The sequence below is a fragment of the Micromonospora sp. NPDC049836 genome, assembly GCF_044465125.1.
Lineage (GTDB): Bacteria > Actinomycetota > Actinomycetes > Mycobacteriales > Micromonosporaceae > Micromonospora.
Window position 1 is genome coordinate 414391 of the sequence record NZ_JBITLH010000004.1, and the last position, 13019, is coordinate 427409.

Annotated in this window: 11 protein-coding genes; 4 read left to right on the forward strand and 7 right to left on the reverse strand. The window is 76.0% G+C overall.

The window, feature by feature from the left end; translation table 11 throughout:
- Positions 1-155 precede the first annotated feature (155 nt).
- Together ACIBPB_RS13685 and ACIBPB_RS13690 are read left to right on the forward strand one after the other, a co-directional pair.
- On the forward strand, positions 156-1259 hold the full coding sequence (locus tag ACIBPB_RS13685; RefSeq protein WP_396839912.1) for a sensor histidine kinase: 1104 nt from the start codon (positions 156-158) through the stop codon (positions 1257-1259).
- 64 nt (positions 1260-1323) lie between these two features.
- Positions 1324-1992 carry a response regulator gene (locus ACIBPB_RS13690; RefSeq protein ID WP_396839913.1) on the forward strand — a complete coding sequence of 223 codons (669 nt, stop codon included), beginning with the start codon at positions 1324-1326 and terminating at the stop codon, positions 1990-1992.
- Positions 1993-2012: 20 nt separating this feature from the next.
- Here ACIBPB_RS13690 and ACIBPB_RS13695 read toward each other — a convergent pair whose 3' ends face one another.
- The 6 genes from ACIBPB_RS13695 to aceB all read right to left on the reverse strand — a co-directional run bounded on the left by ACIBPB_RS13695 (position 2013) and on the right by aceB (position 10149).
- The gene (locus tag ACIBPB_RS13695; protein ID WP_396839914.1) at positions 2013-2234 is read right to left on the reverse strand and encodes a DUF6767 domain-containing protein; all 222 of its coding nucleotides are present in this window, start codon (positions 2232-2234) and stop codon (positions 2013-2015) included.
- 92 nt (positions 2235-2326) lie between these two features.
- Entirely contained in the window at positions 2327-4198 is a 1872-nt protein-coding gene (locus tag ACIBPB_RS13700; protein WP_396839916.1) for an L-lactate permease, read from the reverse strand.
- 3 nt (positions 4199-4201) lie between these two features.
- Positions 4202-5737, reverse strand: coding sequence for a (Fe-S)-binding protein (locus ACIBPB_RS13705; protein WP_396839917.1), 1536 nt, complete (start codon positions 5735-5737; stop codon positions 4202-4204).
- Positions 5737-7062 (reverse strand): FAD-binding oxidoreductase, encoded by a 1326-nt coding sequence (locus ACIBPB_RS13710; RefSeq protein WP_396839918.1) that lies wholly within the window; start codon positions 7060-7062, stop codon positions 5737-5739. Before ACIBPB_RS13710 ends, ACIBPB_RS13705 begins: the two co-directional genes overlap by 1 nt.
- The gene (locus tag ACIBPB_RS13715) at positions 7062-8534 is read right to left on the reverse strand and encodes an FAD-linked oxidase C-terminal domain-containing protein (protein ID WP_396839919.1); all 1473 of its coding nucleotides are present in this window, start codon (positions 8532-8534) and stop codon (positions 7062-7064) included. The genes ACIBPB_RS13710 and ACIBPB_RS13715 overlap by 1 nt, the downstream gene beginning before the upstream one ends.
- Positions 8535-8565: 31 nt before the next feature.
- A complete protein-coding gene (gene aceB / locus ACIBPB_RS13720; RefSeq protein WP_396839920.1) occupies positions 8566-10149 on the reverse strand; it encodes a malate synthase A in 1584 nt (527 codons plus the stop codon).
- Positions 10150-10593: 444 nt separating this feature from the next.
- Between aceB and ACIBPB_RS13725 the strand changes: the two genes are divergently transcribed.
- Entirely contained in the window at positions 10594-11085 is a 492-nt protein-coding gene (locus tag ACIBPB_RS13725; RefSeq protein ID WP_396839921.1) for a hypothetical protein, read from the forward strand.
- Between the two features lie 90 nt (positions 11086-11175).
- The gene (locus tag ACIBPB_RS13730) at positions 11176-11823 is read left to right on the forward strand and encodes a class F sortase (protein WP_396840104.1); all 648 of its coding nucleotides are present in this window, start codon (positions 11176-11178) and stop codon (positions 11821-11823) included.
- Between the two features lie 40 nt (positions 11824-11863).
- On the opposite strand, the gene ACIBPB_RS13735 is transcribed toward ACIBPB_RS13730, so the two are convergent.
- Positions 11864-12859, reverse strand: coding sequence for a phosphotransferase family protein (locus ACIBPB_RS13735; protein WP_396839922.1), 996 nt, complete (start codon positions 12857-12859; stop codon positions 11864-11866).
- Between the last annotated feature and the right edge of the window lie 160 nt (positions 12860-13019).

Below are 13019 nucleotides of genomic sequence, written 5' to 3' on the forward strand. Positions count from 1 at the left end.
GCGGGGCCGACGTGCCAGCCACGCTAGGCCGGGGCCGGTGCCGCGCGGATCGCCCCGCGGACGGGTCCGCCGCTCCGTCTCGAGGACCGCGTTGCGGCGGATCTCCGTCTCGCGACCGATGAGGCCGGGCGGGTCGGCGGCCTAGCATCCGGGTCGTGAACCGCCCGTGCCGCGCCCGCGTCCTGCCACTGATCGACGGTGGCTTCGCCGTCCTGACCTTCGGTCTGCTGCTCATCTCGCTGCTCGACCCGCAGGCCCGCCCCGCCGGCGCGGCCGGAACCGCCGTCGCGGTCGGCCTCGCCGCCGGGCAGGCCAGCTGCCTGCTGTGGATCCGCCGGCGCCCGGAGTACGCCCTCGCGGTGGCCGCGCTCGCCGGCATCGGGCTGGAGGTGCTCTGCCCAGGGATCGGCTGGCTCGGCCTCATCGGCATCCCGCTGGCGTACCTCGCGCGGCTGCGCCCGCCCCGGGTCTCCCTGGTGGCGCTGGGGCTGCTGCTCGCCCCGACCCCGTGGGAACTGGTCACCGGCGGCTGGCGGGACCTGCTGCTGGCGGTGACCGCGGTGAGCCTCGGCTGGGCGCTCGGCGAGCTGCAACGGGGGCGCGCGCAGCGGCGGCGGGACCGGCAGCGGCAGGTGCTCGCCCGGGAGCGGGAGCGGATCTCCCGCGAGCTGCACGACGTGGTGGCCCACCACGTGGCCGTGATCGCCGTGCAGGCCGCCGCCGCCGAGGACGTCTTCGACCAGCAGCCGGAACGGGCCCGGGCCGCGCTCGGCTCGATCGGTGCGGCCGCCCGGTCCGCGCTCGCCGAACTGCGGGCCATGCTGCACGCCCTGGCCGTCGACGACGGCGCCGACCCGGACGGCCCCCAGCCCGGCCTGGCGCAGCTCGACGCCCTCGCCGACGCCGTCCGGGCGGTCGGCCTGCGGGTGACCATGAGCCGGGACGACGGCGCCGAGGACCTGCCCGGCGGGGTGCAGCTCTCGGCGTACCGGATCGTGCAGGAGTCGCTGACCAACGCGCTGCGGCACAGCCACGCCACGACGGCCGAGGTCAGCGTCCGGTACGCCGACGGCGTGCTGCGGCTGGAGGTGGTCGACGACGGCACCGCGCCGCCGCGCCGCGCCGGGGTCGACGCGGGGCGCGGCATCGTCGGGATGCGGGAGCGGGCCCGGCTGCTCGGCGGCACGCTGGACGCCGGCCCGCTGCCCGCCGGCGGGTTCCGGGTCCACGCCCAGCTGCCGGTCGGCGCGGCACGGTGAGCGCGAGGAGTGCGAGGAGTGCGCCGACTGTGCAAGCCCCGCAGTCGCGAACGGAGGTGGCACCGTGACCGTACGCGTGGTGGTCGCCGACGACCAGGACCTGATCCGCGCCGGCCTCGCGATGATCATCGAGGCCCGGCCGGACCTGACCGTCGTCGGGGAGGCCGCCGACGGCATCGAGGCGGTCGCGGTGGCCGAGCGCACCCGCCCCGACGTGGTGCTGATGGACGTCCGGATGCCCCGGCAGGACGGCATCGCGGCCACCCGGCAGCTGGTGGCCGGCGGCAACCCGGCCCGGGTGATCATGCTCACCACCTTCGACCTGGACGAGCACGTCTACGCGGCGCTGCGCGCGGGGGCCAGCGCCTTCCTGCTCAAGGACACCCGGCCCGGGGACCTCGCGGAGGCGGTCCGGGTGGTGGCCCGCGGCGAGGCGCTGCTGGCGCCCACGGTGACCCGGCGGCTGCTGGACCGGTTCGCCGACCGGTTGCCCGGCCCCGCGGTGGCCACCGGGAAGCTCGCCACGCTCACCGCCCGGGAGGTGGAGGTGCTGACGTTGACCGCGCGGGCGCTGTCGAACGCGGAGATCGCCGATCGGCTCTACCTGAGCACCGCGACGGTGAAGACGCACGTCTCGGCCGTCCTCACCAAGCTCGGCCTGCGGGACCGGATCCAGGCCGTCGTCTTCGCCTACGACACCGGCCTGGTCCGGCCCGAGCCGCCGCCCGGGTGAGCGCCGTCAGTCGGCGGCGGTCAGCGCCGCCAGCCGGCGGCGGTGAGCCGGCGGAGCCGGGTGCCGAGGGTGGCCAGGCGGGTACGGTGCACGCCCTCGCGCAGCTCGTCGTCGCCCATCACCAGCCACACCAGGCCGCAGTCCTGCGGGCCGGTCACGTCGACCTGGCAGAGGGTGCACGGCTCGCCGGGGCGGATCGGGCAGGCCGGCGCGGGCCGGGCCGGACGCGCTGTCGTGCTCATGGTTCCACCGTGGCGCGCCCGGGGCGGTCGCGGTCAGGGCCGTTGGTCCTGTCCCGGCGCCGCCCCGGGCACCCGCACGGCGGGGCGCCGGGTCAGGGCACCATCCAGCTCAGCACCGGCGAGCCCTGCAACGCCACCAGCACACACATGATCAGCAGCAGCACCAGACTCCAGCCGAAGACCTTGCGGAAGATCTCCCCCTCCCGGCCGGCCATACCGACCGCGCCGGCGGCGATCGCCAGGTTCTGCGGGCTGATCATCTTGCCGAGTACCCCGCCGGAGGAGTTGGCCGCGGCCAGCAGCAGCGGGTCCAGCCCGGCCCGGGCCGCGGTCTGCACCTGCAACGCACCGAAGAGCGCGTTGGAGGAGGTGTCCGAACCGGTCACCGCCACCCCGATCCAGCCGAGGATCGCGGAGAGGAACACGAACGCCCCGCCGGCCGCGGCGAGGAACGCGCCGAGCGTGTTCGTCTGCCCGGACTGGTTCATCACGTACGCCAGGGCCAGCACCGCCATCACCGTGACGATCGCGTAGCGCAGCTCGGCGTAGGTGCGCCCGTACGCCCGCAGGGCCTGGCCGGCGGAGACCCGCAGCACCAGCGCGGTGAGCACGCCGGCGAGGATCATCAGCGTGCCGGCCGCGGGCAGCCAGTTCAGCGTGAAGGTGGTCGAGGAGAGCGGCTTGCCGTTGCCGGCCAGGATGTCCAGGCCCGGCCAGCCGAACTTGACCGTCCACGGCTCCCCGGCCAGGGCGTCCTTGACCGGGCCCAGGTTCGCGATCGAGAAGATCGCGATGATGATCAGGTACGGGGCGTACGCGCGGGCCACCTCGGCCGGGGTGTCGGCGAGGCGCGGGCCGGCGGCCGGGACCTGGTCGGCCGGGCGCGGCGCCAACCCGTCGCCGGCCCGGTGCCGGCCGCTGGACGGGTCCACGTCGACCCGCGGCTCACCCGGTGGAGTCTCGCCACCGGTGCCGTCCAGGCCCGGCGCCGCGGTGCTGGCGGCCGTACCCCGGGACGGGCCGGCGGCGGCCCGGACGGCGCCCGGACCGGCCAGCCCGGCCTCGGCGGGCTCCCGGGCCGCCGGCACCACGGCCGCCTCGCGGCCCAGGTCGGCCGGGGTCTGCGGACGCCAGACCCGGACCAGCAGCACCACCGCGGCGGCCGACACCAGCGCCGCCACGATGTCGGTCAGCGGCACCGAGATGTAGTTGGCGGCGACGAACTGCGCGAGGCCGAACGACACGCCGGCGACCAGCGCGGCCGGCCAGGTCTGCCGGATGCCGCGCCGCCCGTCGACCAGGGCGACCAGCATCAGCGGCACGACCACGGCGAGGACCGGGGTCTGCCGGCCGACCATCGCGCCGAGGGTGTCCACGGTGAGCCGCGGGTCCGGGTTGGCGCCGCCGCTGACGCTGGCCAGGGTGACGATCGGGGTGGCGAGCGCGCCGAACGCCACCGGCGCGGTGTTGGCCAGCAGCGACACCGAGGCCGCGTGGATCGGGCGGAAGCCGAGCGCCATCAGCATCACCACGGTGATCGCCACCGGGGTGCCGAAACCGGCGAGGGCCTCCAGCAGCGCGCCGAAGCAGAACGCGATGATGATGGCCTGGATCCGCATGTCCGGGCTGACCCGCTCGAAGGAGCGGCGCAGCACGTCGAAGTGTCCGCTCTCGACGGTCAGGTTGTAGACCCAGATCGCGTTGATGACGATCCAGAGGATCGGGAAGAAGCCGAACGCGGCGCCCTCGGTGGCCGAGAGCAGCGCCTGCCCGGCCGGCATGGCGTACACGACGACCGCCACGACCAGCGCGACGGCGAGGGAGATCAGCCCGGCCAGCCAGGCCCGCACCTTGAGCACGCCGAGCAGGACGAAGAGGGTGAGCAGGGGCAGGACCGCGAAGATGGCCGAGAGCGCTACGGAGTCACCGACCGGGTCGGTGACGACGGTGAACTGGTCGAACATGGGTCACCTCGACGCTTCTGGATCGGGTGGTGAGGTGTGCGCGGGGCCCGCCCGACCCGGATCGGGGCGAGCGGAACCGGCGCCGAGCAACTCCTCGACGTCCCGGTGTTGGAGGGACGCGTCGAGGACCTGTGCGGTGTGTGCCAGCGCGAGCTCGCCGCCGGCGCGGGCCACCGAGGCGGCGACCTGCATCAGGCAACCGGGGTTGGCCGTGACGAGCAGCCGCGCCCCGGTGGCCAGCACGGTGCGGGCCTTGCGGTCGCCGAGTTCGGCGGCCGGCCCGGGGTTGAGCACGTTCCACACGCCCGCCGAGCCGCAGCACAGCTCCGGGTCGGCGATCTCCCGCAGCTCCAGCCCGGGGATGCCGCGCAACAGCCGGCGCGGCTGCTCCCGGACGCCCTGGGCGTGGGCCAGATGGCAGGCGTCGTGGTATGCGATGGTCACCGGCAGCGGATGCCGGGTGGCGACCGGGCCCAACTCGTCGAGGAGCTCGGACAGGTCGCGGACCTTGGCGGCGAAGTCGGCGGCGAGCGCGGCGTAGCGCGGGTCGTCCCGGAGCAGCTCGCCGTACTCCTTGAGGGTGGAACCGCAGCCGGCCGCGTTGACCACGAAGAAGTCCAGCCCGGCGGTGGCGAACGTGTCGAGCAGCCGGCGGGCGAACCGGCGGGCCTCCTCCTCCCGTCCGTTGTGCACGCTCAGCGCCCCGCAGCAGCCCTGCCGCCCCGGCCCGATCACCACGTCGCAGCCCTCGGCGGCGAGCACCCGGGCGGTGGCGGCGTTGACCTCGGGGAAGAACGCGTCCTGGACGCAGCCGGTGAGCATGCCGACCACCGCCCGCCGGGGGCCGGCGGCGGGCAGCCGGGCGGGCAACCGGGGTCGCCGGCGCAGCGGCGGGGTGAGCCGGTCCAGCGCCGCGAGGGTGGGTGCGAGCCGCTCCAGCAGCCCGGTCCGGGCCAGCAGCCGGCGCAGCCCGCTGGCCCGGTACGCGCGCAGCGGCCCGCGCAGCAGCCGCAGCCGCCTCGGGTACGGGAAGAGCGCGAAGACGGCCGAGCGAAGCGCCCGGTCCTGCGGGCCGCGGCGGTGCCGGCGGTGCACCTGCTGCCGGGTGTCGGCGATCAGCCGGTCGTAGCGCACCCCGGACGGGCAGGCGGTGACGCAGGACATGCAGCCGAGGCAGCGGTCGAAGTGGGTGGCCATCGAGTCGGTCAGCGGCTCGCCCTCCAGGCCGACCTTCATCAGGTGGATCCGCCCCCGGGGCGAGTCCATCTCCTCGCCCCACAGCACGTAGGTGGGGCAGGTGGGCAGGCAGAAGCCGCAGTGCACGCAGTCGGCGATCAGCTCGGCGGCGGGCGGGTGGTGGGCGTCGAAGGCGGGTTCGCCGGCGGCCGCGGCGAGCGCGTCGACCGGGCGGCTGCCGGCGGGCGCGTCCGGGTCGCCGGCCGGGCGGCGGCCGGCCGGTGCGGTGACCGGCTCGCCGGCCGGGCGGCCGGCGGCGGACGCGGCGCTCGGGTCGCGGCCGGACTGGTGCGGGATGCCCATCAGATGCCTCCCACGAATCGGCCGGGCGCCAGCCGGGCGTCCGGGTCGAAGCGCTGCTTGATCCGGCGCATCAGCGCCAGGCCGTCGACCGGCCCCCACAGGTCGACCCGCGCCCGCACCGCCGGGGGCGCGGTGACCACGACGGTGTGCCCGGCCACCGCGGCGGTGGCCGTCCGTACCGTGTCCACCAGGGCGGCGACCCGCTCCGGGTCGGCCGGGCCGGGCAGCCCCGCGTAGAGGACGCCGACGCCGGCCGAGCCGCGCAGGGCCAGGGGCAGCCCGTGCCGCTCGGCCGCCGCGCGGGCGTCGGCGAGCAACCGGGGTACGCCGGAGAGCGCGGCGGTCAGCTTCAGCCCGGTGCCGCCGGCCGTCCACGGCAGACTCCCCCACCCCCCGGGCGGCCGGTCGGTGCTCCTGGCGCCGGCGCCGAGCAGCCGCCGGGCGGCGGCGGCCCGGGCGGCCACCCCGGCCCGGGTGCCCTCGATCAGCACGGTGACCGTGGCCGGGCCGTCGGGCGGGGCGTCCACCTCCAGCCCGGCCGGCACGAGCTGGCCGGCACGTACGGCCGCGGCGAGCCGGCCGGCCGCGGCGGGGTCGTCGACCGTCCGGGACACGTACGCGGCGGCCGCCGGCAGCGGGTGCAGCCGGAAGGCGCACTCGGTGATCAGCCCCAGCGTCCCGTACGCCCCGGCGACGAGCTTGCCGAGGTCGTAGCCGGCGACGTTCTTGACCACCTTGCCGCCGGCCCGGGCGACCACCCCGTCGGCGCGGACCAGGGTGACCCCGATGAGCAGGTCGCGGGGGGTGCCGTAGAGCAGGCGGCGGGGGCCCGCGGTGTTGGTGGCGACGGCCCCGCCGACGGTGCCGCCGGTGACCGGCGGGTCGACGGCGAGCTGCTGGCCGGCGCCGGCCAGGGTGCTGGCCAGCAGGTCCAGCGCGGTGCCGGCGCGGACCACGGTGATCAGGTCGCCGGCGGCGTGCTCGACCACCCCGGCCAGGGCCGTGGTGTCGAGGATCAGGTCGAGGCGGCGGGGCGGGTTGCCCCAGTCCTGCTTGGTGCCGCCGCCGCGCACGGTCACCGCCAGCTCTAGCCCGGCCGCGGCCCGCAGCACGGCGGCGGCCTGCGCGGTGTCGCGCGGGGTGGCCAGGTAGCGGGCCGGCACCCCGGCGATCGTGTCGGCCGCGCCGGCGGGGCGGACCGGCTCGTCCCCGTCCGGCCCAGGATCGGCGGCGGCCCGACCCGGGACCCGGACCGGGCGGGGCGGGTCCGCGGCGGCCGCCCGGGCCGCCGCCCGGAGCCGGTCGAGGATCCGGTCGGCGGGCATCAGAACACCTCCGCGAGGCCGGCCGCCTGCGCCGGGTGCACGCCGCTGCGCCGGCCCGGGATCTCCCCGCAGAGCCGGGGCGTCGGGAAGACCTTGCCCGGGTTGGCCAGCCCGTCCGGGTCGAACGCGCAGCGCAGCAGGTGCATGGTGTCCAGGTCGTCGTCGGTGAACATGCGCGGCAGGTACTTCGCCTTGTCCACGCCGACGCCGTGCTCGCCGGTGATCGAGCCGCCGTGGGTGACGCAGAGGTCGAGGATCGCCCCGGAGACCTCCTCGGCGCGTTCGGCCTGCCCGTCGACGGCGGCGTCGAAGAGGACCAGCGGGTGCAGGTTGCCGTCGCCGGCGTGGAAGACGTTGGCCACCCGGATGCCGTGTTCGGCGGAGAGCGCGTCGATGCGCCGCAGCACCTCCGGCAGGGCGGTCCGCGGGATCACCCCGTCCTGGACGATGTAGTCGGGGCTGATCCGCCCGACGGCGGCGAACGCGGACTTGCGTCCCCGCCAGAACAGCGCCCGCTCGGCGTCGTCGGCGGCGATCCGGATCTCGAACGCCCCGTTCTCCCGGCAGAGCGCCTCCACCTGGGCGAACTGGGCGTCGACCTCCGGCGCCGGGCCGTCCAGCTCGACGATGAGCACCGCCCCGGCGCCGGCCGGGTAGCCACAGTGCACGGCCGCCTCGGCCGCGGAGATGGCCAGCGCGTCCATCATCTCCACCGCCGCGGGCACCACGCCGGCCGCGATCACCGCCGAGGTGGCCGCGCCCGCCTGGTCGGTGGAGCCGAACGCGGCCAGCAGGGTCCGCACCGACTCGGGCAGCCGGGTCAGCCGGACGGTGACCTCGGTGGCAATGCCCAGGGTGCCCTCCGAGCCGACGAACGCGCCGAGCAGGTCGTAGCCGGGGGTGTCCGGGGCGCGGCCGCCGAGGCGCACCCGTTCCCCGTCCGGGGTGACCACCTCCAGCCCGGTGACGTGGTGGGTGGTGAAGCCGTACTTCAGGCAGTGCGCGCCGCCGGAGTTCTCCGCCACGTTGCCGCCGATCGAGCAGATCTGCTGGCTGGACGGGTCGGGGGCGTAGTAGTAGCCGTGCGGGGCGGCGGCCCGGCTGACCGCCAGGTTGATCACGCCGGGCTGCACCACGGCCCGCTCGTCGTCGGGGGCGACCTCGACGATGTCGCGCATCGTGGAGGTCACCACGAGCACGCCGTGGGCGTGCGGCAGCGCCCCGCCGGAGAGCCCGGTGCCGGCGCCGCGGGCGACGAACGGCGTGCCGGCGGCCGCGCAGGCGCGGACCACGGCGGCGCACTGCGCGGCGTCGGCGGGGAGCGCGACCAGTCCCGGCACCACCCGGTACCGGGCCAGCCCGTCGCACTCGTAGGTGCGCAGCTGCTGCCGGTCGCTGATCACCCGCTCGGCGCCGATGGCGGCGCGCAGGGTGGCGGCGAGAGCGTCGAGGTCCGTCGGGGTCGTGCTCATCGCCCACCTCCGCGTCGCGGTCGGTCGTCGGTCAGGGCATCCGTTCGTACGCCGGAACGGTGAGGAAGTCGACGAAGTCGTCGGCGACGGCGACGGCCATGAACAGGGCCCGGGCCTCGGCGTAGTCGCCCGGGTCGCCGGGCAGCCCGGCGATCTCCTCGTCGGCGATCCGTTCCACCAGGTCGCGGGTGACCCGCGCGCCGGTGTCGTCGAGGGTGACCCCGTTGTGCAGCCACTGCCAGACCTGGCTGCGGGAGATCTCGGCGGTGGCGGCGTCCTCCATCAGGTTGAAGATGGCCACCGCGCCGGTGCCGCGCAGCCAGGCGGCCAGGTACTGCACGCCCACGCTGACCGCGTTGCGCAGCCCGGCCTCGGTGTGGCCGCCGGGGGTGGCGCGCACGTCCAGCAGCTCGGCGGCGGTGACCCGGACCTCGTCGCGGGTGCGGTGCAGCTGGTGGGGCCGGTCGCCGAGGACCCGGTCGAAGACCTCCCGGCAGACCGGGACCAGGTCGGGGTGGGCCACCCAGGAGCCGTCGAAGCCGTCGCCGGCCTCGCGGGTCTTGTCCTCGCGCACCTTGGCCAGCGCGGTCTCGTTGACCTGCGGGTCGCGCCGGCTCGGGATGAACGCGGCCATCCCGCCGATGGCGTGCGCGCCCCGCCGGTGGCAGGTGCGCACCAGCAGCTCGGTGTATGCCCGCATGAACGGCACGGTCATGGTGACCGCGTTGCGGTCGGGCAGCAGGAAGTCCGCCCCCCGGGTACGGAACTTCTTGATCACGCTGAACATGTAGTCCCACCGGCCGGCGTTCAGGCCGGCGGAGTGCTCGCGCAGCTCGTGGAGGATCTCGTCCATCTCGAACGCGGCCGGGAAGGTCTCGATGAGCACGGTGGCGCGGATCGTGCCGCGCGGGATGCCGAGCTGGTCCTGGGCGAACAGGAACACCTCGTTCCACAGTCGCGCCTCGAGGTGGCTCTCCAGTTTGGGCAGGTAGAAGTACGGGCCGGCGCCCCGGTCGAGCTGCCGGCGGGCGCAGTGGAAGAGGTAGAGGCCGAAGTCGACCAGGCTGCCGGAGGTGCGTTCGCCGTCGACGAGGAGGTGCTTCTCGTCGAGGTGCCAGCCGCGCGGCCGGACCACGATGGTGGCCAGTTCGCCGTCGTGCAGGGCGTACCGCTTGCCCTCCGGCGAGGTGAACTCCAGCTTGCCGTCGATCGCGTCGCGCAGGTTGAGCTGACCGGAGACGACGTTCTCCCAGCGCGGGGTGTTGGCGTCCTCCAGGTCGGCGAGCCAGACCCGGGCGCTCGAGTTGAGGGCGTTGATGGTCATCTTGGCGTCGGTGGGCCCGGTGATCTCCACCCGCCGGTCGACGAGCCCGGGTGCCGGGTCGGCGACCCGCCAGTCCGACTCGCGGATCGCGCGGGTCTCGGGCAGGAAGTCCAGGGTGGCGCCCGCGGCCAGTTCGGCGTCCCGGTGCCGGCGGCGCCGCAGCAGCTCCCGCCGGCGCGGGTCGAAGGCGCGGTGCAGCGCGGCGAGGAAGGCCAGCGCCTCGGGGGTGAGGATCTCGTCGTACCGGGGGTGGGCGGCCCCGGTGACCTCGACTCCGGTGGGGTTGGTCATCGGCTCGCTCCTCACCGCGATATGTGTGGCGATCTATCCGGTGGTGTTCCTGCGACTGTAGTTCTCCCTGCTCACCGCCGCGAGTTGAGCGGCGGGTCAGCCGCCGGGAGTGGTCGCCCCGGTGCGGCGAGCGGTCCGTGCCGGACGCCGAACGGCCGGATCCGGCACGACCGGCATGGCGCTGGGCGAACCGGGCGTACCCGCCAGCCGGCGCGGGACCGGCGATTGCCGGCGGCCCGGCCGTCCGGGTTGCGGTCGCCTGGCCGGGCATGTCGGCACCGGCGGGCCCGCACCGGGAACACGGGACGGCAACGAAGATTTCTCAATTACGCCGAGTGACCGTCGCAACCCTCCTAGTGTTGGCCACACCGGTGCTAGTCACGGAGTTGGCCACCCGAACGGCGTCCCACGCAGTCAGCGGACGAAAAGTGAGGGAAGACGCGGATGAAGGCACAGACAGTTCTCGCTTCGGCGGCGATCGGCGTGGGCCTCGGCGCCCTGCTGCTTCCGGCCGCCGCGCTCGCGGACACCACCGTCTCGCCGGCCACCACGCCGGTCGGCGGGACCGTCGTACTCACCACGACCTGCAACCCGAACGCGGGCGACGCGCTCTTCCGCGTCACCGGACCCGACCGGGACCAGAACGTCCGGTCCACCACGGCCGCGGCGGGGGGCGGCCTGAGCGCCGAACTCTTCACCGCCGGGTTCACCCTCGGCACCTACACGGTCACCACCACCTGCGGCGACGGCAGCAACGGCGGCACGGCCACCTTCGCGGTCACCCCGATCGGCGGGGCCCAGGCCGGCGCCGGCGGTGCGGACGGGGACGGGGACACCACGGTGCTCGCCGCCGGCGGCGCGCTCGCCGCCGCGGCCATCGCCGGCGGGACGTACGTGCTGGTCCGCCGCCGGCGCCGCGCCACCAGCCCGGCCTGACGGAGCCGGCACGACCATCCCTGGGCGGGTGCCCGCGCCGGTGCGGACCGGTGCGGGCACACCGCGCCCTGTTCGGACGGAGGTGGGAAGCTGTCGTCGCCGCACCGCCCCGCGAGCCGGCCCGGCGCCCGCACGGTCGCCCTCGTCGCCGCGGTCACCCTGGCCGGCGCGACCGGGGCCGGCCTGGTCGCCGCCGGCCTCGGCACCACCGGGACCCGGCCACCGCAGCCGGGGGCGTCGGTCGCCCCCACCGCGGAACGCTCCGGCACGCCCGGCCCGGTGCTGCCACGCTCCGAGCCGGTCCGGGTCAGCATTCCCCGCATCGGCGTCGACGCGGAGATCGTCCCGGTGGCCACCGACGACGACGGCGCCCTGCAGGTGCCGCCGCTGGACCACCCGGAGATCGCCGGCTGGTACCGCCGCGGCCCCACGCCGGGCGAGGCGGGCAACGCCGTGCTGGTCGGACACGTCGACTCGCAGAACGGGCCGGCGGTCTTCTTCGAGCTGGGCCGGCTGCGCCCCGGCGACAGCGTGCTGGTCGGCCGGGCCGACGGGCGGGTCGCCAGGTTCACCGTGGACGGTGTCGGGGCGTACCCGAAGGAACGCTTCCCCACCGAGCGGGTGTACGGCGGGGGCCGGGAGGCCCGGCTGCGCCTGATCACCTGCGGCGGCCGGTTCGACCCGCACACCGGCAACTACCCCGACAACATCGTGGTCTTCGCCACCGCCACCGGCTGAGGCGCGGGCGCCGGTCCCGCCGGGCCGGCCCGGCCCCGGGTCAGGTGTCCAGGTCGGACAGCTCCCGGCCGAGCAGCTCGGCGAGCCGGGCCGCGCGGGCGGGATCGTCGCTGGCGGTGATGCCCCGGCTGGGCTGCTCCACGGTCATCAGCAGGTACAGGTAGAGCCGGTACAGGCCCAGCCGGCGGCGCACCCCGGCGTCCCACGGGAACGGCGCGGCCGCCCGGTAGGCGCGTACCAGCGGGTCGTCCGGCTCGTCCTCGACCCGCCGGTAGAGCAGCGGCGAGATCAGGTCCATCAGCGGGTCACCCCACAGGTAGCGCTCGCCGTCGACCAGGCCGGTGAACCGGAGCCGGCCGTCCGGCCCGGCGGTGGCGAGGATGTTGCCCGCCCAGCCGTCGAAGTGCAGCAGCGCCGGGCGGCGCACGGCGTCGAGGACAGCGGCGTGCCGGCCCACCAGCTCCGCGATCCGCTCCGCCGGCAGCGGCAGCGGCACCCGCCAGTCGGCCGCGTCGGCGAGCAGGTCGCCCACCATCGCGGTGTACGCGGCCCGCCAGGTGTCGCCGCCGGCCCGGTCGCCCTCGTAGCCGTAGTGCTCGCCGGTGACCCGGTGCAGCGCGGCGAGCGCCACACCCAGCTCGGCGCGGATCTCGTCGGTGTCGACACCGTCCTGGGTCAGGTCCCACAGGGTGCGGCCGGGCAGCAGGCCGGTGAGCAGCCAGTCGCCGAGCTCCGGGTCGCTGCCGTGGTGCAGCAGCGGCGGGACCGGCACGGCGGGCGCCCGCGCCGCGACCAGGCGCAGGTAGCGGGCCTCGGCACCGATCATGTCGAGCTCGTAGCGCAGCAGCGGCACGTGCGGGAACGGGCCGACCTTGAGCACGACGCGCCGGCCGTCGTCCAGGTGCACCCACCAGACGGCGGCGAAGCCACCACCGGCGAGCGGCCCGCACTCGGTGACCCGGGGCGCGGGGCCGAGCGAGGCGGCGACGAAGCGGCGGACCTGGTCGGGGTCGAGGGCGCGTTGGGTCGGGCTCATCCGGGCCGTCCCTGGCAGCGCGCGGGGATCACCATGCTCTGGTCCATCGTCCGCCGAGGGTACTGACCGGACCCGCCGCCCGCTGTCCCCCGCCGCCGCGGGCCGCGCTCACCACGCCACGCCACGCCACGCTCGCCACGCCACGCCACGCCACGCCACG